17 protein-coding genes are annotated in these 22,426 nt (G+C 41.7%); 5 read left to right on the top strand and 12 right to left on the bottom strand.

Annotated elements, in window-relative coordinates:
- Positions 1-5: 5 nt before the first annotated feature.
- From OKW21_RS13125 to OKW21_RS13115, 3 genes are all read right to left on the bottom strand, one after another.
- A complete protein-coding gene (locus OKW21_RS13125; protein ID WP_277480002.1) occupies positions 6-1,385 on the bottom strand; it encodes a hypothetical protein in 1,380 nt (459 codons plus the stop codon).
- A 149-nt stretch (positions 1,386-1,534) separates the two neighbouring features.
- The gene (locus OKW21_RS13120) at positions 1,535-2,608 is read right to left on the bottom strand and encodes a fatty acid desaturase family protein (protein ID WP_277480001.1); all 1,074 of its coding nucleotides are present in this window, start codon (positions 2,606-2,608) and stop codon (positions 1,535-1,537) included.
- A gap of 289 nt (positions 2,609-2,897) precedes the next feature.
- A complete protein-coding gene (locus OKW21_RS13115; RefSeq protein WP_277480000.1) occupies positions 2,898-3,242 on the bottom strand; it encodes a hypothetical protein in 345 nt (114 codons plus the stop codon).
- A gap of 277 nt (positions 3,243-3,519) precedes the next feature.
- On the opposite strand from OKW21_RS13115, the gene OKW21_RS13110 reads away from it, so the two are divergent.
- On the top strand, positions 3,520-4,098 hold the full coding sequence (locus OKW21_RS13110) for a sulfotransferase family protein (RefSeq protein ID WP_277479999.1): 579 nt from the start codon (positions 3,520-3,522) through the stop codon (positions 4,096-4,098).
- 110 nt (positions 4,099-4,208) lie between these two features.
- Here OKW21_RS13110 and OKW21_RS13105 read toward each other — a convergent pair whose 3' ends face one another.
- The 3 genes from OKW21_RS13105 to OKW21_RS13095 form a co-directional block, all read right to left on the bottom strand.
- The gene (locus OKW21_RS13105) at positions 4,209-4,346 is read right to left on the bottom strand and encodes a hypothetical protein (RefSeq protein ID WP_277479997.1); all 138 of its coding nucleotides are present in this window, start codon (positions 4,344-4,346) and stop codon (positions 4,209-4,211) included.
- A gap of 383 nt (positions 4,347-4,729) precedes the next feature.
- Positions 4,730-5,767: a phosphotriesterase family protein gene (locus OKW21_RS13100; protein WP_277479995.1), complete on the bottom strand. Its 1,038-nt coding sequence runs from the start codon at positions 5,765-5,767 to the stop codon at positions 4,730-4,732.
- 31 nt (positions 5,768-5,798) lie between these two features.
- Positions 5,799-7,394, bottom strand: coding sequence for a serine hydrolase domain-containing protein (locus OKW21_RS13095; RefSeq protein WP_277479993.1), 1,596 nt, complete (start codon positions 7,392-7,394; stop codon positions 5,799-5,801).
- A gap of 265 nt (positions 7,395-7,659) precedes the next feature.
- Between OKW21_RS13095 and OKW21_RS13090 the strand changes: the two genes are divergently transcribed.
- Complete coding sequence (locus OKW21_RS13090; RefSeq protein WP_277479992.1) at positions 7,660-9,294, top strand: ABC-F family ATP-binding cassette domain-containing protein; 1,635 nt, start codon at positions 7,660-7,662, stop codon at positions 9,292-9,294.
- Positions 9,295-9,381: 87 nt separating this feature from the next.
- Here the strand turns inward: OKW21_RS13090 and lpdA are convergent, their stop codons facing one another.
- The 3 genes from lpdA to aceE all read right to left on the bottom strand — a co-directional run bounded on the left by lpdA (position 9,382) and on the right by aceE (position 14,929).
- The gene (gene lpdA, locus OKW21_RS13085) at positions 9,382-10,794 is read right to left on the bottom strand and encodes a dihydrolipoyl dehydrogenase (protein ID WP_277479991.1); all 1,413 of its coding nucleotides are present in this window, start codon (positions 10,792-10,794) and stop codon (positions 9,382-9,384) included.
- On the bottom strand, positions 10,794-12,188 hold the full coding sequence (locus tag OKW21_RS13080; RefSeq protein ID WP_277479990.1) for a 2-oxo acid dehydrogenase subunit E2: 1,395 nt from the start codon (positions 12,186-12,188) through the stop codon (positions 10,794-10,796). The genes lpdA and OKW21_RS13080 overlap by 1 nt, the downstream gene beginning before the upstream one ends.
- A 77-nt stretch (positions 12,189-12,265) precedes the next feature.
- A complete protein-coding gene (aceE, locus tag OKW21_RS13075; protein ID WP_277479989.1) occupies positions 12,266-14,929 on the bottom strand; it encodes a pyruvate dehydrogenase (acetyl-transferring), homodimeric type in 2,664 nt (887 codons plus the stop codon).
- A gap of 180 nt (positions 14,930-15,109) precedes the next feature.
- On the opposite strand from aceE, the gene OKW21_RS13070 reads away from it, so the two are divergent.
- A complete protein-coding gene (locus OKW21_RS13070) occupies positions 15,110-15,352 on the top strand; it encodes a hypothetical protein (RefSeq protein WP_277479987.1) in 243 nt (80 codons plus the stop codon).
- 37 nt (positions 15,353-15,389) lie between these two features.
- On the opposite strand, the gene OKW21_RS13065 is transcribed toward OKW21_RS13070, so the two are convergent.
- Complete coding sequence (locus OKW21_RS13065) at positions 15,390-16,154, bottom strand: DUF1835 domain-containing protein (protein WP_277479986.1); 765 nt, start codon at positions 16,152-16,154, stop codon at positions 15,390-15,392.
- A gap of 142 nt (positions 16,155-16,296) precedes the next feature.
- On the opposite strand from OKW21_RS13065, the gene OKW21_RS13060 reads away from it, so the two are divergent.
- Together OKW21_RS13060 and OKW21_RS13055 are read left to right on the top strand one after the other, a co-directional pair.
- Positions 16,297-16,587 carry a hypothetical protein gene (locus tag OKW21_RS13060; protein ID WP_277479985.1) on the top strand — a complete coding sequence of 97 codons (291 nt, stop codon included), beginning with the start codon at positions 16,297-16,299 and terminating at the stop codon, positions 16,585-16,587.
- Positions 16,588-16,758: 171 nt separating this feature from the next.
- Positions 16,759-18,705 carry a CHRD domain-containing protein gene (locus OKW21_RS13055; RefSeq protein WP_277479984.1) on the top strand — a complete coding sequence of 649 codons (1,947 nt, stop codon included), beginning with the start codon at positions 16,759-16,761 and terminating at the stop codon, positions 18,703-18,705.
- A gap of 60 nt (positions 18,706-18,765) precedes the next feature.
- Here the strand turns inward: OKW21_RS13055 and OKW21_RS13050 are convergent, their stop codons facing one another.
- On the bottom strand, positions 18,766-20,889 hold the full coding sequence (locus tag OKW21_RS13050; RefSeq protein WP_277479983.1) for an elongation factor G: 2,124 nt from the start codon (positions 20,887-20,889) through the stop codon (positions 18,766-18,768).
- Positions 20,890-21,072: 183 nt separating this feature from the next.
- Positions 21,073-22,380 (bottom strand): acetylxylan esterase, encoded by a 1,308-nt coding sequence (locus OKW21_RS13045; RefSeq protein WP_277479981.1) that lies wholly within the window; start codon positions 22,378-22,380, stop codon positions 21,073-21,075.
- Positions 22,381-22,426: the final 46 nt, after the last annotated feature.

Here is a 22,426-nt window from a genome sequence, read left to right as displayed (position 1 = left end):
TTCGCTTATAGATTTGCTTTGATGATGGCTATCCAGTTTCCTGCATCGGGAGCAGTGATACTTGTGTTGGCATTTAAGGTCAGGCGCTCTGGCTTTGGCCATTGTTTTTCAAGCAGGTTGACCCACTGGATTGTAGCCTCTTTACCCATTTTGCTTAGATCCAGCTTTACCTCACCGCCTTGTGTAAAGTATAGTGCATAAGCTTTATTGGCATTGGCTCTCAGATAAGCTTCGTTCTCTTCTCTTTCCTTCAATAGGTGCGAACATGTTTCAGCATTGAAATGGTCGTAACTATTGATCACCTTGCGCATATTCTGAATCACTATCTGGGCGGTGTCGTTAAGCCCCAGGCCGGAAGGTGGACGATGAAAACGGGTAGAGGCAGCACCCAGCAGTATGTTTCGCACAAAGCGTTCAATTGCGTCCTGATTGTTGTGACCAAATTTGTTGCCCTCCGCTCCATAGACTTTTACATTATTAAGCGGTCGGGGATGCTCAGACCGGTGGATTCGTTCTATTTGCTTTAGCCCATTATCCCAGTGAAGCTGCCCTTTATTGTGGTTGTTCTGAGAAATATCAACAAAATCATAAATCTCAGGATGGTCCATGGTAGAGCGATGTGCCACATGGTTCAGGTCCCAGGGGTCCCACATCTCTGTAGTATACACTTTTTTGTTATGTGTTTCCTGCGCTACCTTTTTGGTATAGTCCGACCAGAACTTTCCCCAATCAGCGGTGACACTGGTTTCGTTGTCCATACAATACAAAACATGATCATATTGCAGGCTATGCTCAAGCAGCTTATCCACAAACTTCTGCTGGTACTCCAGTACTCTAAAAAGGCTCATTTGAGAAGGTACAGACCGGAAGAAGTTATTCTCGGTGTAGATGGGATGTGAGTCTACTTCTACACTAAGCTTGCTCCGCTTAATGTCATAGTTGACATTGTTTTTAGGGTTAAAAGGATTAATATCCCAGATCTCTCTATAAAAGTCAAAAGTTGCCCACAGCTCTATTTGTACGATGATATCCCGCTCTGCACTTAGTTGCAGAAAATTAGCGAAACGCTCCCAATATGCTTCATTAAACTTATCCAGGTCGTACTGGCCTTCTTCATTTCTGGCAAAGGGCCACAGATTTCCTTCATCCCGGCTAGACATGGTGCAACGGACATAGTTACCTCCTGACTTTTGTAATAAGTCGAGATGAGGCTCCAGTTCCCGATACTGAAATAGGTTGTCTTCTACTGATCCTCCCAACAGTACAATTGGCTGTCCGTTGTAAGACCAGAAACGAGGATTTTCTTCATTTATACTTATGCCCTGAGAGAATCCTAAATGGGAGAATAGTAGAAAATAGGTTATGAGTATTATTATATTCCTCATTTGCAAAAATCATTAATTATCTATCTAACAATATAGATAATTAGATGGACTCTTGCAGGATAATCTCAGCGTGCCGTGCACTATTCCTTAAACAAAATGATAGCTTCTATATCGTATATTTACTGACCAGAAAAGTTAGCTAGCTAGAATTACGCAGGATAAGTACCAAGCTGCTTCAGGGCTTTAATGTGTGAGAAAATAGCATCACTGAAGGTAGGTTTTACATTGTAAGGGAGTTGAAACTCAGCGGCAGTTTCTTCAACAATCTCTGAAATCTTACGATAATGCACATGACAAATATTAGGAAATAGATGGTGCTCAATCTGATAATTCAGTCCACCAATAAACCAGTTCAATACCCGGTTATCACGTGCAAAATTAGCGGTGGTATTTAATTGATGAATTGCCCACTCGTTTTCCATATTTCCTTCAGCATTGGGCAGAGGCTGATCAGTACCTTCTACAATATGGGCCATCTGAAATATCGTAGAGAGTATAAAGCCTGCTGTCAGATGCATGATGAGAAAACCAATCAAAACCTGCCACCACAAAAGCGAAGTTACGAGTACCGGCAATATTAACATGAAGAACACGTAAACTAACTTCAGGCCGATCAAATTCAGATATTCACGATCAATGCTGGCGCGTTTTCCTTTAAACTCTCCTGCTTTGTGATATCTCAGCAGCTTATAAAAATCATTGCTGAACATTAATAAGGTCATCAGTCCATACAAGAACCAGACGTAAAGGTGTTGATATGCATGAAAAGCTTTACGAGGTGCATGCTTAGACAATCTGATTACAACTTTGGTATTGATGTCCTCATCTTTTCCATGTATGTTGGTGTAGGTATGGTGATGTAGGTTGTGCTGTATTTTCCAGACGTTGGCATTGGCTCCCAGTAGGTATATGCTATTACCCATTAGCTTGTTGACAACTTTATTTTTAGAATAAGAACCATGCAAAGCATCATGCATAACTGTCATACCAATGCCAGATTTTGCGATGCCCATAATAAGCGCGAAAGGAATGAGTAAGTAAGCAGCCCAGGGGAGGGTAAGTATACAAATATAAGCAGCGAGATATAGGCTGATCAATACTACTGATTTAATAACCATTTCTCTATTGCCATAGCGGGAAATGTTATTTTCAGTGAAATACTGATTTACTCTTGTTCTTAAAGTTGAGAAGAAAATGGAATTGTCTTTATTAATGAATTTCATAGAAAAGTTAAAAAGAAGACTTATTCAAAGTAATTGAATTGGTTAAACATAAGCACTTTAGGTAGATAATCCTAACTAGCTAGTTTCCTTAAAATTTACTATTGTAAACTAGCATAAAAGTAAAAAAGAGAGGTAGTTAAAAAGATCCTTAGCCTTTGATGTTTAATAACTAATGACTACAAGTAAAACTGGGTTTCAGTTCAATTGTTGCGCATCGGTCATAAATAATAAACAAGTGATTCGGCTTTGGTAAATGCTACTTGTGCAGCAATAATGTAGTTTAAATAAATCACGTTTTAGTAATTTTTCGCTCGGCAAACCTGCTTTCCAGGAAGCGATAAAGCACATCAAAGTTAGATTGATTGAAGATAGAGCTAATGTTTCTTTGTTTTCCACTTTTAAAAATCATATGTACAGCATGAAATTTTCCCCACCAAAGATAATTAGCTTCCTGTAATTCCCAACTTTGTAATTCACTATTGAGGTCAATTTTATTTGTACTCAAAGGATATTTCATGACCAGCACATCATTTTCCGTACTCAGGTCCACCCTTCTTCTTACAAAAAATAATAATGGAACGATTAGCAAGAGTAGGATGACGCAGGTGATGACTATGAGTAGGGTACTGTCCATAATAATAAATTTGTGTTGGCTAAATATAGAAAATTGATAATCGCTGTGATTGTTAGAAAAAAAGTAGTAGTGAGAAAAAATATTTTTCAGCGCTTAACAGAAACCCATTTAAAAAGTCAAAATTTTAACTGAATTAAGTGGTATAAACATCTGTAAATCATAATTTTATGTTTCAATTCAATGATAAAACTTAAAAAAACTTACTTCCGACTAAAGGTCTGGTATGGTTTTATCTTGTTAGGAGGATGAATTTTAATAATATAAATCATCCTAAACTTTGACTGTAAACAAGATATTTGGCCTGGGACTTTCCAAAACTGCGACTACAAGTCTGGCTAGTGCTTTAAAAATCCTAAAGTATCGTACCAATGATTATCCTTCATTAAAATATTTTCCCCACAAACTTTACGGCATTAAAAAACATCTTCTAGATGAATATGATGCTTTTACTGATATTTCGGTCATCCCTTTTTACAAAGAACTGGATAAATCATATCCTGGCAGTAAGTTTATACTGACTATCCGAGATATAGACGAATGGCTGGAGTCCTGTAGTAAGTATCCACGCTTCAACTGGCCACTACATAAGGTCCCTTTTAAGGTTATTAAACTCAGACAAACCATTTACAGGACAGTCAAATTTGACGAAGAGCTCTTTAGGGAAGCATATCATCGACATCACAAAGATGTGCTTGATTACTTTAAAAACAGAGAAGATGATCTGTTGGTCGTAAATCTATGTGAGGGTAATCAGTGGGAACCTCTGGTAGATTTTCTAGATACCGATCATCCTGAAGATGAGTTCCCCATCAAGAATGCAAGGGTCAACAATTATGATGGTTATTTCGTCAGGTAGAGGAAATGGAACAAAGTGTGTAATCAAAGAGTAAAATTTGCTACAAAGCCATGTCTTAACTGCTTAAGCCTTTATGATTCACATATTGCTTATATGCGCTTTGTGAAAATTTACAAGAGCGCATGCTTATTCTGCATTTCAGCCAGCAGATCGCTTTGCCGAATATGTGAGTTCATCACTTTCTCTCTGCCATTACCTTCCAGTCTTGCTTGAAAGAAATATGATAATCCATTCTTCCGGTCCGGCAAGCTCAGCAGAAGCTATAGCAGTAACTTGGGAAATAGTACTTTGCTTTAGTATTACGGCAAAAGCAGTTGGCTAAGACTTGTGTTAAATCAATAGTTCAAAAAGAATAGGTATACGGTCAAGCGAACTTATTACCTACACTGTGACCCACTTCATGTCATCCAACACTGCGTGTCGCGAATGGGCCTTTTTAGTAAAATGAATTAAGTATAGAAACCAAAACAAAGGGTTGTTTAAAATACCTGCCTCAATCCACCCTTTTCGCGTTCATCTCCAATTTTTATACAAGTCCAAACAAGTTTCCTCCCCGGGGTGCAGCCCAGAAGGACAGTAAGTCAAAGGAAATATTATCCAGAATTGAAAATTTTTCATGATGTGAGAAAAATTAAACCAGCCGTTTAGAAATTGTAAAAGCTTTAGAAGGGTTGCTGACGAAAATGGTTCTGATTTCTTTTTCACTGAAGCCGTTCTCACGCATGGCAGGCAGCATAAATTCAAAAATATCAGTGTACGCCCTGAATTGTCCGCCTTCAACTTCCCCGGGCCTGTACCAACCGGCATCATGGGAAAGCAATACTTTATCCAACAACTTATTGGCTTTGAGTAGCTTTAATATTTCCGTATATCTTTCTACACTGCTTTCACTGAGGCCATCCAGACTTACCCAGGCTCCTTGCTGAGCAGCTTCCACATGCTTTTGGCTATCCTCTTCATGCTGGGCATGTACCCAGATAAACGCATTGAGGGCAATGCCTTCTTCATTGAGTATTTCCATCTCTTCAAATGCAGGTAGTGCCGGACCGGTATGAGAGGCAATGGTAAGTCCGGTGGCTTTATGGGTGATCGCTGCTGCTCTTACCAGTTTGCGATGCATATCTGATAGCGGACCATTATCCACGCCAATCTTCATGAAACCCGGTTTGATGCTGCTACCATCTATGCCATTCTCAAATTCTTTGATCCAACGGTCTGCCAGTTGTTCGGCATTTTCTGTAAAGGCATGTTGTGGTAGGTGCTGATTATTTCGTGCGCCATAATAGCCGGTGTTTGTGATGATATTTAGTTCACTCTGCTCAGAAAGTTCTTCCAGCAGGTGCACATCTCTACCCAGATAAGCAGGAGTACATTCTACCAATGTTTTTATCCCCAGGCCTTTGATCTCCTTAAGATAAGGTAAAACCTTTTTTACCACCTGCACTCTGTCCCAACGGTCAAAACTTATCTTTTCTGCTCCAATGAAATCTACCAGAACATGTTCATGGATGAGTGACATGCCCATATGGCTCGCTTTGATGGAGCCACCCACCGTCATGACCTTTGAGGCCTTAAGCACGTAAGATAGTGTTGGCAGAGGCAAAGCGGTAGCGGCGGACAAATACACACTGCGCTGGAGGAAGTTTCTTCGGGATAATTTCATGAGCATTGCGTAACGATTTAGTTATTAACCGAATCAATTAGTCTAAAAGTCGAATGTTGATAGCCTGTACTTTAGGGTTTTTCTCAGGCGATAGACTAAAGAAAACTTCGGCATTTCCTTTATCTCCTTCTAGTACAAACGTTCCTCTAAGCTGATTGATAGCTTTGAGCTCACCTATGTTTTGAACATTTCCTATCTGCTGAAAATTCTCCTCTGCAGCAGCCATACGGTGGCTCCTGGACTGATCTAAATAAAAGTTTTCGGCCAGTATTTGTTCACCCAGTCCTTCATCCCAGCTTTGGATTAGTTCAGCTACCTGATCTTTGCGGGTACTCAATATCTCAGAAGCGGGTAAAAGCAGGTGGGGAAGTTCTGCTTTTTGAATCAGCAAATTCATTACCCGGGCATTGGCACTACCCGCAGGTGAATAAGTACGATTGGCAAATGAGATGATGCCCACCCCATATTCAGGATAAAAGCGGTATTCACTACCGTAACCTGGCAGTCCTCCGCTATGACTTACTCGGATATCTCCATGACAATCTTTGCGGATGCCTAGCCCAAACCCATAGCCTATCATTACGGGACAGTCATTGCCCTGCCCGTCCCGGGCATCGGTAAAGAGGTGAGGGTGGTACATTTGCTGCATTTGCCGGAGAGAACTTCTTTTCACCGGACCATTATCCAGCGGATTGGAGGGTGGCCAGGCAGAGAGATGGAAAGAGACGTATTTAGAAAAATCACTCAGTGAAGTAATCAAACCACCCATTGCGCCAAAAGCACCATCATGAAGCATGGGTTCAGGCTTCCACTGCTCATCTTCCCAGCGATAGCCTATCGCTAGCTGATCATCAGGTAGCCCCTCATATTCCCAGTAGGTATCTTCCATGCCTAGGGGTAGAAAAATATTTTCCCGGATATATTCCTGATAAGGCTTCCCTGATACCCTGCTGATGATGTTGCCCAGCATGGCGTAGCCCAGATTGCTGTATTCAAAAGCTTCGTTGGGTACGTTAGACATGCTGATGCCATTGCTTAGAAAGCTCAGAAACTCCTCATTGGTATCTTCTAATTGCCGATCCCCCCAAGGATTGTCTTCAGGAAAGCCGGAGGTCATAGTCAGCAGATTGAATATCGTAATAGGAGCAGCATCCCGGGTGGGATATTCAATAGTGGAAAGTTCAGGTAAATACTGCTGTGCAGGGGCATTCAGATCAAGTTTACCTTCTTCCTTCAGCTTCATAATGCCCATAGCAGTAAAGCTTTTGGTCATGGATGCAATCTTGAAGTACGACTGCTCATTGACCTTTACCTGATTATCCAGATTAATTACACCATAACTTCCTGAAAGGACAAGTGAATCATCTACCACGATTCCATATACATAGCCGGGAAAATGCTGTTCCTCAGCATGCGTGTTGAAGATACTGGTGATTTCTGGTGCTAACTTATGAATATTTTCTATGCGTTTATCTGACTCAAACTGTGGGGGCTGATAAGTATCAGAGTACTTGAGCTGAATAGGAGCAGCTGAAATTTGCAGCTGATCAGAGATATTTTTTGCCTCCTGACTACATGCAAGTAAAAGAAAAGATAAGTAAGGGAGGGGGCTGAGCTTGGATAGTTTATTCATACCTATAAATATAGGGCAATGCAGCTAAAGGTTAAAGGAGTAATATGTTTCAAATGGAAGACTGAAAAGTTTAGTGAAAAAAAAGTGATAGTTATACTTCTTCACAGGTGCAGGTGTATAATTGAAAAATTAAAGTGCTACTGAATAAGTATAAAAATTGCGTTTGAAAGGGATATAGAAAAAAAGAAAGAAACTTAAATATCTAGACAGGGAATTGTTTCTTCCTGATTCATTGTTGTACCTTCGCATTTCAAAATAAAAATCAATGATCACAGCCAATAATATATCCCTACAATACGGGAAAAGAGTATTGTTTGACGAAGTTAATATCAAGTTTACCCAGGGCAATTGCTATGGAATCATAGGCGCTAATGGTGCTGGTAAGTCAACCTTCCTGAAAATCCTTTCCGGAGAAGTTACGCCTACCCGTGGAAGTGTGAGCATAGATACCGGCAAACGCATGGCTGTGCTCAAACAGAACCACTACGAATTTGATGAGGAGCAGGTATTGAATACAGTAATGATGGGACACAGTGTGCTGTGGAACATCATGAAGGAAAAAAATGAGTTGTATGCCAAGCCTGATTTCTCGGATGCAGATGGCATACGTGCCGGAGAACTGGAAGAAAAGTTTGCTGAAATGGATGGCTGGAACGCGGAATCTGATGCGGCTGCTTTGTTATCTGGCTTAGGAATTACCGAAGCAAATCATTATAAACTGATGAAAGAGCTGAACGGTACACATAAGGTGCGTGTACTGCTTGCCCAGGCCCTTTTTGGTAATCCAGATATTCTGATCCTGGATGAGCCTACTAACGACCTGGATATTCAAACCGTTTCCTGGCTGGAGGACTTTCTGTTGGACTTTAAAAATACCGTCATTGTAGTCTCTCACGACCGTCACTTTCTCGATACTGTTTGTACACACATTGCAGATATTGACTTCAGTCAGATACAATTGTATACCGGAAACTATTCGTTCTGGTACCAATCCAGTCAGTTGGCTTTGAGCCAGCGTAGTTCCGCAAACAAGAAAGCAGAAGAGAAGAAGAAAGAGTTGCAGGAGTTTATCGCGCGCTTTAGTGCCAATGCCTCCAAATCCAAGCAGGCAACCAGCCGCCGGAAGTTGTTAGACAAGATAAATGTGGAAGAGATAAAGCCTTCCTCCCGTAAGTATCCGGCGATAATCTTTAATCAGAACCGTGAAGCCGGCGATCAGATCCTATTGATTGAAAATCTCGGTAAAAAGCTGGATGGCAAAACACTCTTCGGCGATGTAAACATACGGGTAAATAAGGGGGACAAAATAGCGATCTTAAGCAGAGAAAGCCTGGCAATTACTGCCTTCTTTGAGATTCTGGCGGGTAATGAAAAGGCTGATGGAGGGGAGTTTAAGTTTGGGCAGACCATTACCCCGGCTTACTTGCCCAATGAGAACGCTGAGTTTTTTGACACTGATCTAAACCTGATCGACTGGCTAAGACAGTATTCGGAAGAGGAGAAAGATGAAGTTTATATCCGTAGCTTTCTGGGTAAAATGCTCTTTACGGGTGAAGAGACCCTGAAAAAAGCCAATGTACTATCAGGGGGTGAGAAAGTACGCTGCATGATCTCACGCATGATGCTGACAGGAGGAAATGTGCTGATGCTGGATGAGCCTACCAACCACCTGGATCTTGAATCAATTACTGCTTTCAACAATGCTTTAAAAGATTTTCCGGGCACTGTTCTTTTTACTTCTCATGACCACGAATTTACTCAGACCATCGCTAATCGTATCATAGAGATTACGCCGAATGGAATACTGGATAAGCTCATGACTTTTGATGAGTACATGGAAGACGAATACATTGCTTCTCAGAGGGATCAACTGTACAGTGGAAAACTGGTAAAGGCATAAAAGATAGGTATTGCTATTTTAATAAGATTTTCCTGATAAACGGTTTTAGCAAAGGCTGACAGTAAGTGTCAGCCTTTGCTATTAAAACTACTTCTTTTTCCTTTTCGGACGGTAAATATGCGTAGCCTGGCCATAGAGCACATCTGCAGCTTCCATAATGGTTTCAGAAAGGGTAGGATGGGGGTGAATGCTTAGCGAAAAGTCTTTGGCGACCGCTGCCATTTCCACCGCCAATACCGCTTCCGGAATCAGATCCCCAGCATTTTTTCCGGCAATCCCTACCCCCAGTATGCGTTCAGTATCAGGGTCAAAGATAAGCTTGGTCAATCCATCACTTCTTCCCAAAGTTGCAGCTCTTCCTGAGGCTGCCCAGGGAAATTTCACCACTTTGATGGGAATATCCTGTGCTTTAGCTTCATTTTCAGTAATTCCACACCAGGCTATTTCCGGGTCAGTGTACACAACCGCAGGAATAGCTTTGGGTTCGTATGCTACCTTTCCTCCCGCAATAGCTTCAGCAGCTATTTTGCCTTCATGACTTGCTTTGTGCGCCAGCATAGGTTCGCCGCTTACATCACCGATGGCGTATATATTAGACTCAGCGGTTTGTCTTTGCTCGTTCACTTTGATGAAACCTTTGTCGTCAGTTTCCACTTGTGTGTTTTCTAAACCTAAGTTTTTGGTTCTTGGCTTACGACCAATGGCGATCAAAACTTTGTCAAATTTATATTCGCCTTCGTGTTTACCTTCCAGTTTTACCTTAAGTTTTCGCTTGCCGGAAATTTCCGCAACCTTGGTTTCCAGCATAATTTCTTCAAAGAGCTCTTTATTACGCTTGGCAAATACATCTACCAGATCACGATCTGCGCCCGGCATCAGCATATCAGTCATCTCTACTACAGATACTTTGCTCCCCATACCCGCGTATACAGAACCAATTTCTAAACCTATGTAACCTGCACCAACCACCAATAGCGAATCGGGTACGTCAGGTAAATCAAGCGCGCTGGCTGAACTCATGATATTTTTGGAGAATTCAAGTCCGGGAATTGAAGCAGGTTCTGAGCCGGTAGCAATAATGGCATGCTCAAAGCTTACTTCCTGACTTTTGCCATCGTGTTCTACTTCAAGTGTATTAGCGTCTGTAAATTTTGCGACACCTCGGATATGTTCCACTTTCCGTTTCTTACTGAGCTGACCTAAGCCTCCTACCAGTTTTTGCACTACACTATTTTTCCATTCTCTGACTTTTTTCACGTTGATGTCAGGCTCATCAAAACTCAATCCGAATTCTGAAGCCTCCAATGCCTCCTGCTTTAGTTTGACTACGTGCAGCAGGGCTTTGGAAGGAATACAACCTCTGTACAGGCAGACTCCTCCGGGGTTCTCTTCCGGATCAACCAATGCGGCTTGCATACCCAGGTCAGCGGCCATAAATGCTGCGGCATATCCTCCCGGACCACCTCCAATCACGATTACATCATATTTTTGCTCTGCCATTATATCCCCCCCTCCATTAACATGACAAAAGGATCTTCCATCACCTGACACATCCAGCGAAGGAAACGTGCTGCTTCGGCGCCATCAATAGCACGGTGATCGTATGAAAGCGAAAGAGGAAGCATTGTCTTAGGTTTAAACTCACCATCTTCATAAACCGGCTCAATCTGGTTCCGGGAGACTCCGAGGATTGCAACCTGGGGATGATATACGATAGGCGTGAAGTTGGTGCCCCCAATACCACCAAGGTTAGAAACAGTAAAATTACCGCCTTTCATTTCATCCATAGAAAGCTTTCCTTCCCGCGCTTTTTCAGCTATTTCACCCAGTTCCAGAGCAATACTGGTTACCGATTTGCGATCAGCATCCCGGATGACAGGTACGAGTAAGCCATTTTCTGTATCTACCGCTACTCCTATATTGATGTATTTCTTGTAGATAATCTCCTGATTTTCTATATCCACACTGGCATTAAATTTAGGAAATGCCCGTAAGGCTGAAGCTGAAAGTTTAACCAACACAGCAGTAACCGTGAGTTTAGCTCCCGCTTTGGCCGCCTTAGCTTCGTACTGCTCCATAAAGTCCTGTAGCGTGGAAATATTCGCTTTGTCAAACTGCGTGACGTGAGGTACAGTTCTCCAGGCGTTCCCCATACTCTTAGCGGTAGCTTTGCGAATGCCACTCATTTTCTTCCTTTCAATTTCACCCCATTGCGAGAAGTCAGGAAGAGAAGATTCCTGAGATTGTTCGGAAGCTGACTTTTTCTGATCTCCGGATTTTCCGTCAGCAGCAGCTTTGACGTCATCGGCGGTGATGCGCTCACCTGGCCCTGTCCCTTTGACGGCATAAATATCTACATTCATCTCCCTGGCCATTCGTCGCACCGAAGGCGCAGCAGGAACTTCCCCTTTTTTATTTGCCTCTTTTTTATTTTTTCCTTCAGCTTCTTTGTCCTTTTCCTTTCGGTCTGCGTCCTCATTTTCTTCATCTTCTACCTCATCCTTATCCACTTCTTCTTTTGGATCTTTCTCCTTGGCCTCAGTATCTCCATCATCTTCTTCCTCTTCCTCAGCTTTTTCTTTCTTTTTGCCTTCAGGTTGTTCATCCTCTTTTTCTTCCTGCTCCTCATCTTCGGCTTGGTCATCCTCCCCATTCTCTCCGGCTTCTAGAATCAGAATGACATCTCCAACATTGATTTCATCTCCTTCGGAGACTTTGATTTCTTTCACTTTTCCTCCGGCTTCCGCGGGTACTTCCACTGAGGCTTTATCACTTTCAACAGCGATAATGGACTGTTCTTCTTCAATCGTATCACCTTCGCTCACCATAACCTCTACGATGGTGCCTGATTCGGCGTCCTCAGAGATTTGGGGCATTTTTATTTCTTTCGCCATGAGTTATAGATTAAAAAGTTAGGTTTAATGATTTATGCAAGGGTAAACTGTGCTTGCTAACGATTACAATAAAATGATTAATAAGAGTCAGGCTTAATTTTATCAGCTTCTATCTTGAGGGTTTTCATCGCCTTTTGATAAGTGTTCTTTTTAATTTTACCATCCTGAAGCAATCCATACAGTGCTGCAAGCGTGATATGTCGGTGGTCAACCTCAAAAAAGTCACGTAGTTCAGGACGATTATCACTCCGACCAAAACCATCCGTTCCTAAGGAGATAAATGGTTCCGGAAACCAGCCAGCTACAGATGCCGGCAGTGCTTTCATGTAATCTGAGGCAGCAACATATACTCCATCTTCATCACTGGTCAATTCCTGAATATAATTGACTAACTCATCATCCGGATGAAGGCGGTTATGTCTTTCTATATCCAATGCATTGTGGTATAGCTCTTTATAACTTGTCACACTCCATACATCGGCAGATACTCCATAATCTTTTTCTAATAGATCAGCAGCTTTGATAGACTCCTGAAGAATAGCACCGCTGCCCAGCAAATGCACTTTTTTCTTACTTTTCTTAGTAGAAGTACGATAACGATACATGCCTTTTAATATGCCTTCTTCTACACCTTGGGGCATGGAGGGCATCTGATAATTGTCATTCATAATGGTAATGTAGTAGAAAATATCTTCCTGCTCCTGGTACATACGTCTGATACCTTCTTTCACGATCACTGCCAACTCATAAGCGAAAGTAGGATCATAAGCTTTCAGGTTAGGATAAGGGTAGGCCAATAAATGACTTTGCCCATCCTGATGCTGTAGTCCTTCACCAGGCAGTGTTGTTCTTCCTGATGTGCCGCCAATAAGGAAACCGCGCGCTCGGGCATCGGCGGCTGCCCATATAAAATCTCCTGTCCGTTGAAAGCCGAACATCGAATAGAAGAAGTAAAAAGGAATGGTGTTGATCTGGTGATTGGAGTATGCCGTTCCGGCCGCAATGAAGGTTGAAATAGAGCCCGCTTCGGTGATACCTTCCTCCAGAATAGCTCCGGTTTTGGATTCTTTGTAATACATCAGGCTGTCTTTGTCAACCGGTTCATATTGTTGCCCGAGGTGAGAATAAATTCCAAACTGACGGAAAAGGGCATCCATACCGAATGTCCGAGATTCATCGGGTACCACCGGCACGATAAGCTTACCAATATTTTTGTCCTTCATCAACTTTGACATCATCTGTACCATCACCATAGTCGTGGCTACCTGCCGATCTCCGGCGCCTTCACGATATTCTTTAAAGGCTTTGTCATCGGGAGCTTTGATACCTACTGTTTTGGGATTTCTGTGCGGAATTAAACCGCCTAATTTTTTACGTCTTTCCAGCAAATACTTAATTTCTTTGCTATCTTTTTTGGGACGGTAAAATGGGGCATCAGCAATTTCTTTATCGGAAATAGGTAAGTTAAAACGATCGCGATAGGCTTTCAACTCATCTTCATCCAGTTTTTTCCTTTTATGGGTTACATTACTGGCTTCTCCAGCCTCTCCCAATCCGTAGCCTTTTATGGTCTGTGCCAGTATTACGGTCGGGCCATCCTGATGTTCAACGGCTCTTTTATAAGCATTATATACTTTTACCGGATCATGTCCACCGCGATTAAGATCATTAATTTCTTCATCGGACATGTCCTCCACCAACTTTTTGAGTGCATCTGATTTTCCGAAAAAATCTTCCCTGACAAACTTTCCACCTTTCACTGTATAAAGTTGAAACTGGCCATCCACTACTTCACCCATTCTTTTAACCAGGGCTCCATGCTGGTCTTTCTGCAACAGCGGATCCCATTTGTTACCCCACACCACTTTGATTACGTTCCATCCTGCTCCTTTAAAGATACCTTCCAGCTCCTGAATGACCTTATGATTACCTCTTACTGGTCCGTCAAGACGCTGAAGGTTGCAACTGACTACAAAAATCAGGTTGTCAAGCTTTTCTCGGCTTGCATTGGGTAGAGCACCAATTGATTCTGGCTCGTCCATTTCTCCATCACCCAGAAATGCCCAAACCTTTTGATCTTTTTTTTCTTTAATCTTTCTGTCTTCCAGGTATTTAATAAAACGTGCGTGGTAGATGGCCTGAACCGCAGTAAGACCCATTGACACGGTGGGGAAACTCCAGTACTCGGGCATCAGACGGGGGTGGGGGTAGGAGGAAAGTCCATCTTTGCTGGCAAGCTCTCTTCTGAAGTATTCCAGGTTTTTTTCGCTGAACCTGCCTTCTAGGAATGAGCGGGCGTAAACTCCGGGAGATGCATGGCCCTGGAAGTACACAAAATCACCACCGCTCTTATCCTCCGGCCCTCTGAAGAAGTGCTGGAAACCTACCTCAAATAAAGTAGAGGCAGAAGCGTAGGTTGAAATATGTCCTCCAATTCCACTGGAATTACGGTTTGCTTTAACTACCATTGCCAGCGCATTCCAACGGATCAGGTTAGTAAGTGTGCGCTCAGTCTCCAAATCACCGGGATATTCTTCTTCCTGTTCAGCAGGTATGGTATTAACGTAATTCGTGTTAACACTATCCTGTAAAGCTATACCTTCGGATTGTGCCTTATCTTTTAGTTTATCGAGTATTTCTCTAACACGCTCAGGGCTTTCATTTTCAAGTAGGTATTCTAGTGAAGCAAGCCACTCTTTATTTTCAAACGCGTAGATTTCTGCAAGCTCTTCTTTTGACATAGGGAAAGATTAAAAAGATTGATTTAATGATTAAAAATTGAGCTTATACTAATAAGCCTACAGGCTAAAAATTGTTTATGAAAAAATGGTGTGTTTGCACCAATATAAATATGCCAAACAAGTGCGGCTTCATGCTGTTAACAGCATAGAAATATATTTTTTAATCTTAATTGCAAAAAGATGGATACTGAGCTAAAAAATGAATATAGAGATAAGCTGAGAAGGTTTCTTGCTACGCCACATAGTGCAAAAGCACATTTTGATACCTATCAGCAGGAACATGAGGGAGCAACCTTCGATGAGTATACCAAAAAACTGGAAAACTTATTAGATGATTTAGATGAAGGAAAACTAGACAATGAATCTGATTTTTGTGAGCAAATCAAATTGCTCAAATTACCTCATAACCAGTTCGGTTGTTGATATAAATGGCTATGCTTTTTTTGTCTGAGGCTTATGGTTAAAGGTCCGGGTTCTCCTTCATGACACGTTCATAGATTTGCCTGAATTGTAAATCTCCAAAACCATAGATACCCTCTCGCTCTGAAAAGGCTCTGAATACTCGACCAAAGTCATTTGTCTGTAACTCCTGAATTATCTGCAGCGTAGCAGTTTCCGGACGGCTACGCTTTGCCTCTTCAGGAAAACGGTCCAGGTGAGCCTGAACAACCTCCGGGAGATAGGGATAGCGATCTTTCATCAACAGAGAAAGCTGCTTTAACTCAGCATGATCATTCTGAGCATAAGCGATCCATAAGTCTTTAAATAGTCTGATGTCATCTTTACGAAGTTGAATTTTTTGTTCAAATGTATGCATTAATTCATCAGTCCTCATCTTTCCAAAACCCGTCCATTCATAATGATTGGGAAGAACAAGGAAGAGGTAATGGTTTTCATAACCTAATTTTTCTGAAATGAAGTATACAGTAAACCAAAGGTTAAGCTGACAAAAAAGATCTCTTTCAAACCAAAGATATACCGAAGCGTTTTCAGTGATTTTAGAAATAGCCTCAAACTCGCTTTTCGTTTTTTCAGCATATTCCTGCAAGGAAACATTGTAAGTCTTTTTCAAATATTCAGCCCTGAGTTTCCACAACTTATGCAATGAATTGCTCGAAACATCTCCCTCAATCAGGCATTCACGAATAATATAAGCTTCTCCTTCCAATGCGGTTTTTTCAAACTGCATTTTGAGAGCATCTCCATTTAGGATATGGTATTTCATCGCGGGTTAATAAAGTTAAAGTGTCAAACTTTATATTGATATAGATAAACAAAACAATTTGAAACTTCAGGTGTATTTAATGGAAATAACTAAGATTGCTTTTTCGTACAAGTTTGAAACTAAGTTAACTAAATTAAACCAAATGACACTTGAACAATTTAAAGCCTCTACCCAGGGTGAAGCTCCACCCAATGAACTAGATCCAGGGCTACAGGCGATGTGGCATGACGCCAAAGATAATTGGGAAGCTGCTCACGATATAGCTCAGGATATTCACACGCAGGATGGCTCGTGGATACACGCATATTTGCATAGAAAAGAAGGTGATCTTTTTAATGCGAGATACTGGTATTCCAGGGCAGATAAAGACGAATTCAAAGGCACATTGGATGAAGAATGGGAATATATTGTTAGTTCACTGCTAGATGAATAATGCTAAATTAATACACAGTAAAATTGTGAACATTAAAATTCGTAAATTTATAAAAGGTTAGTTTTATAAATTTATCATTGCAAATATCTAAATAGATGTCACAGTATTGTATACCAATACATTTATAATTAATTTCATTTTTTACTTTTTTAACCCAAAAAAAATCTATTCATGTTTAAAGATTACTTTTCTAAATCAAATTCCTACTTCAGGATCTCACTGGCACTGCTAAGCCTGCTTTTCGTATGGTCATGTGAGGATGATGAAGTAGATATCGGAGATCCTCCTATTGAGGGTGCTATCACTTACCAGTTAGCAGAACGTAACAATTCAGGAATCAACGGTTTTATCAAATTTTATGAAGTTGAGGGTGCGGTTGAAGCACAAATTAAACTTGCAGGGACAGAATCAGGAAATATGTATCCTGCACACATCCACGCTAACTCCGCGGTAGAGACCGGAGACATCGAAGTTACCTTTGAACCAGTGGATGGAAGGACAGGTGAGAGCATTACGACTTTGACTAACCTTAGCCTGGAAGATATTGAAAACTATGATGGCTACGTGAATGTGCATTTGAGTGAAAGCGACCTTACGGTAATCGCGCAGTCTGATATCGGAAGTAATGAGCTTACCGGCAATGCGCAGGGATACGACCTCAATCTGATGACTGAAGATAGCATTAGTGGCACGATACTTTTTGAAGAACGAAAAAATGGTTCAACCAAAGCCACAATTTCTGTAGACAATACCCCTGATGGTGGTTCTCATCCCGCACACATCCACCAGAATACTGCTGCTGAAGGTGGTCCAATCGCTATTTCATTTAATGCAGTTGATGGTTCCACCGGAATGAGTGTTACAAATATCAGAGCATTTGACAATGGCGACGCTGTTACTTATGAGCAACTGCTTGAGTATGATGGATATGTCAATGTTCACCTAAGTGCTGATCAACTGGGTATCGTTGTTTCTCAGGGAGATATTGGTCAAAATGAATTAAGTGGTGAGTCCATTACCTATGATCTGGAAGAAAGAGCGGTTGCAGGAATTTCAGGTACCATAACTTTTGAAGAAAGAGTGAATGAAGAAATATTAGCCACAATTATGCTGGAGGGTACCCCTGAGGATGGCTCACATCCGGCGCACATCCACCAAAATACTTTCGTAGAAGGAGGAGGAATTGTGCTGACCTTTAATCCGGTAAATGGGAATACGGGTATGAGTAGAACGAACATCATATCTTTTGATGATGGAGCTGAAATCTCAATTGATGCCCTGGAGGATTATGATGGATACGTTAATGTTCACCTGAGTTCCGAACAACTTGGGGTAATAGTAGCTCAGGGTGATATTGGTGCTAATGAACTAACAGGTGAGTCAGTAACCTACAATCTTGACGAAAGAGCAGTAGAAGGGATAAGCGGTACCGCCACACTTTACCAGCGACAGAGTGGAAATTCACTTATGGTAGTTGAGCTTGATGGTACTCCTGAAGGTGGAAGTCATCCATCTCATATCCATGCGAATACTGCCGCAGAGGGTGGTTCAATAGAGGTTTCCCTTACGCCGGTTGACGGAACTACAGGTAAGAGTATGACAACCATCCGTCAGTTTGATGATGGTACTCCCGTGGCTTATACAGAACTTTTGGATTATGATGGATACATCAATGTTCATCTGAGTTCTAGTGCATTGGGAACTATCGTAGCTCAGGGAGATATGGGTCAAAACGCGTTTAACGGAAACTCCACTGTTTACACACTTAGTGAAGTAAACGGATCAGGCGTGAGTGGAACCGCAACCTTCTTTGAAAGAAATAATGGATACACTTTAGTAGAAATTATGGTGGATGGTACTCCTGCACTAGGTAATCATCCGGCACACATACATTTTAACGCTGTTGAAGAGGGAGGAGGAATAGCCATTGACCTGACCAATGTTGATGGGGATACCGGAATCAGCAGAACCAGCATTGTAGCTCAGAATAACAATAAAGACATTACTTATGCTCAGCTGTTAGAATTTGATGGATATATAAATGTTCACTTGAGTCCATTAGACCTGGCCACCATTGTTTCACAAGGAAATATAGGATCTAATGTAAGCGCTGAATAACAGCAAAAATATTGCAAGTAAAAATAAAAAGGCTACCAATTTTGGTAGCCTTAATTTTATTTAAGCTTCTACAAGCATTTGATTAGCAATCAATTGTTTTTGTAATTCGTAAGGAACAGGCGCAAATTCAAAAAAACTGGTACTAAAGCTAGCCCTACCCTGCGTAATGGATTTCAAAGCACTACAATAGTGGGTGATCTCCTTAAGCGGAACTTTAGCTTTGATGATTTGATATTGATTTCTGCTGTCAATACCCTGAATAATCGCTCGTCTAGTTTGCAAGTCAGTCATCACTTCTCCCAAAAGTTCTTCTGGCACCATTACTTCCAGTTCATTGACAGGTTCCATAATTTTTGGCTCTGCCTCTAAGAAAGCTTTTTTAAATGCCTGCAAGCCTGCTATCTTGAAAGAAATGTCATTAGAGTCAACGGCATGCATTTTACCATCATGCACTAACACACAAATATCACGGGCATAAGAGCCAGTGATAGGGCCATCTTCCATCTTCTCCATAACCCCTTTTAGTATAGAAGGCATAAAACGAGCATCAATGACGCCTCCTACGATGCAACTATAAAAAACTAACTTGCCTCCCCAGCTGAGGTCAATTACTTGTTTGTCTCTTATGTTAAATCCCTGAGGGTCATCCATACCTTCAGTGTATGGCAGGATCGTCATGGTTACTTCAGCAAACTGACCGGCTCCTCCTGACTGTTTTTTGTGGCGGTAAGCGGATGTAGCTTGCTTTTGAATGGTTTCTCTGTAAGATACTTTTGGGTCTTCGTAATGGACTTTTAAATTGTACACATGCTCCAGCCTCCATTGCGTAATCGATAAATGTAACTCACCCTGCGCTGATAATATAAGCTGTTTGAGCTCGTTTGAAAATTCAATACTCAGGGTAGGATCTTCTTCATGCAGGTCTTTGATTACTTCGCTCAGTTTCTCTTCATCATTTTTACTCTCTGCCACAATCGCTACTCTGATTCTGGGCTCGGGGAAAACCATAGGAGCCAGTTTAACATCGTGGCCTATTTCATTAAGTGTATGATTGGTACTGCTGTCTTTAAGCTTTACCGTGGCTCCTATGTCACCTGCAACAAGCTTTTGTACCGGATGACGCTCGTTACCATCCATAATGTATAACTGGTTGATCCTTTCGGTAGCACCGGTTTGAGCATTTACAATATCCATCCCTGTACTGATCTCTCCCGAGCAAACCTTAAAAAAGGAGACTTTGCCCAGATAAGGTTCAATCATAGTTTTAAAAATAAACAGGCTAAGCTTTCCGTCTGCTTTGCACTCATAATCCTGACCATCTTCGGTTTTTTCACTTAAAATATCCGCTGCTCCGGGCGCGACATTATCTATGAAACCCATCATGCGGCCACTGCCCATATTCTGTTTCGCTGATATGCAGAACACTGGAAAGATATCATGTTTTAACATGCCTACTCTCAAACCTTGTCTTAACTCATCCTCATCCAGATTTCCTTTTTCAAAGTAAAGCTCCATTAACTTTTCATCGTTGATCGCTGCTTTTTCTACCAATTCATTGTGTAGCTGAGTCGCTTTCTCTTTTTCTGAGGCAGGAATTGGAAGCTTTTCCGGCTTACCGCCATCAGGAGGAAACTTGTACATTGTCATTTTTAACAGGTCAACGATGGCGTTGAAGCCGTCTCCCGGGTTGTAGGGGTACTGCATGAGCGCCACTGCGTCACCATAGCTGTTTTTCAAAGAATCCAGGGCTCCGTCAAAGTCAGCTTTATTGTGGTCCAGGTGATTGATGGCGATAATGGTAGGTTTTTGAAACTGTTCTATGTAATTCCAGATGATCTCAGTGCCTACCTCTACGCCGTGTTGTGCGTTGATCGTCAAAACACAGGTGTCAGCAACCCTCACTGAAGAGACAATTTCTCCAATGAAATCATCCAGACCGGGAGTGTCAATGATATTGATTTTATAGCCTCGCCATTCTGTATGCAGGGGTGTGGCATAGATGGAATTTTCTCTTTGATGTTCAATCTCATGAAAATCAGACACGGTGTTATGGTTTTCTACCGAGCCTCTGCGGTTGAGGAGTCCGGCCTCAAACAACATGGTTTCAGCCAGGGTGGTCTTGCCGGACTTCGGACTACCCAACAGGACTACATTTTTGATGTGTTGGTTGTCGTACACTTTCATAGTGAAGAAGGGATTAGTGATAAACAAATAGGAAAGATAACGTTGCTAAACCCTCTTTAGCGGGAGTACTTATAATTTAAAAAAAAAGGGAAGGAATGGAAACTTAAGAATACAAAAAATAAGAGAAGCTATCGTGACATAAATAAATGTGACGAAAACTTCTCAGGTAAATCTAAAACTATATTATTTAAGTGCGGTCTTTTTCACATCTAATTGTTCCAGCAACCATTGGTCTGTTTTTTTTGTCTGTTCTGGAAACCTCCAGTGCGCAGTTTCCTGTGCCACCAGTAATTTTTTTGGGGCATCTACCACATTGTATACTGAATATGTAGTGGTAGGAGGACAAACGTGATCATTGTAGCCAAATGAGAAGTAGCCGGGTACTTTAATATGCCGGGCAAAGTTCACTACATCATAGTAGCTGGCGGTTTCTACTTCTTTAGGATCCGCTTCAGATGGGTTTTCTTTGAATTCAGCAAACATATGTGGCCAGCCTCCGGCTCTTCCATGCAGGTAACCGGACATATCACTAAGCGCAGGATAGTAGGATACATAAAACTGCACCCGGTCATCCAGCGCTGTTGTAATCACAGACAAGGCGCCCCCCTGGCTTCCACCTTCCAATGCTAGTTTGCCGTTATATTTATCTAAAGTTTCAATGAGGTCAATTGCACGTACGCAGCCCAGATAAACTCTTTTGTAGTAGTAATCATCTTTATCGTCCAGGTTTGCGGTCCAATAGCCATTGAGTGCTCCGTAGCGGAGATTATCATATACTTCACGATCAAGGTTCACAGGGATACCATGAATACCAATCTGAAACGTAATTACACCTTGCTCCGCCATCGCGATATCTCCCTGATAAGGTCTTACACCTGCCCCCGGTACATTCAGGATAGCGGGATATTTGCCCTCTTCTTTTGGAACGCAAAGTATGCCGTAAATTTTGCCTCTCTGATTGTAGTTGTTAAAGCTAACATGGTATACATTTACTTTATCAGTACAGCGCTCAGGCATCAGGCTAATAACTGGTTCTAAAGGAATTTGAGAAGATTCTTCCAAAGCAGATTGCCAGAACTCCCAAAAATCATCGGGTTCTTTTACGGTAGGTTGAATGTTCAACGGTTCAAATGCTGCGCTTGCTTTACCCTCATATGTTTTTCCGTCAATCTCTACACTAGCTTGGCAACGCAAAAAACCTGCTTCTTCCAATGTGCCTCCTTTAAGTTTGGTCTGGCCTTTCTTTAAAGTGATGGTTTCTTTTACTCTGACCGGCATGAGTTCAGGCATAATTTCGTAGGTGAGCTCCACATCTTCTATGGGATTACCATTCCGAAGCACCTGTATGTGAAAGTCTGCATTTTCACCAATTTTATACACCCAGTCATCATGATCAGGTGAAATAATTAGCTGAACCATTTCCTGCTGAGGCTGGGCATAAACTAGTAGTGGAAAGGCCAGTATGACAATTAGGTTAAGTTTTTTTAGCATGTTACAGTTGGTTGTTGTTATTTAAAATGAATAAAATAATGTCAGC

It is taken from the genome of Catalinimonas alkaloidigena, assembly GCF_029504655.1.
GTDB classification, from domain to species: Bacteria; Bacteroidota; Bacteroidia; order Cytophagales; family Cyclobacteriaceae; genus Catalinimonas; species Catalinimonas alkaloidigena.
This window is presented reverse-complemented; position numbering and strand designations above follow the sequence as displayed.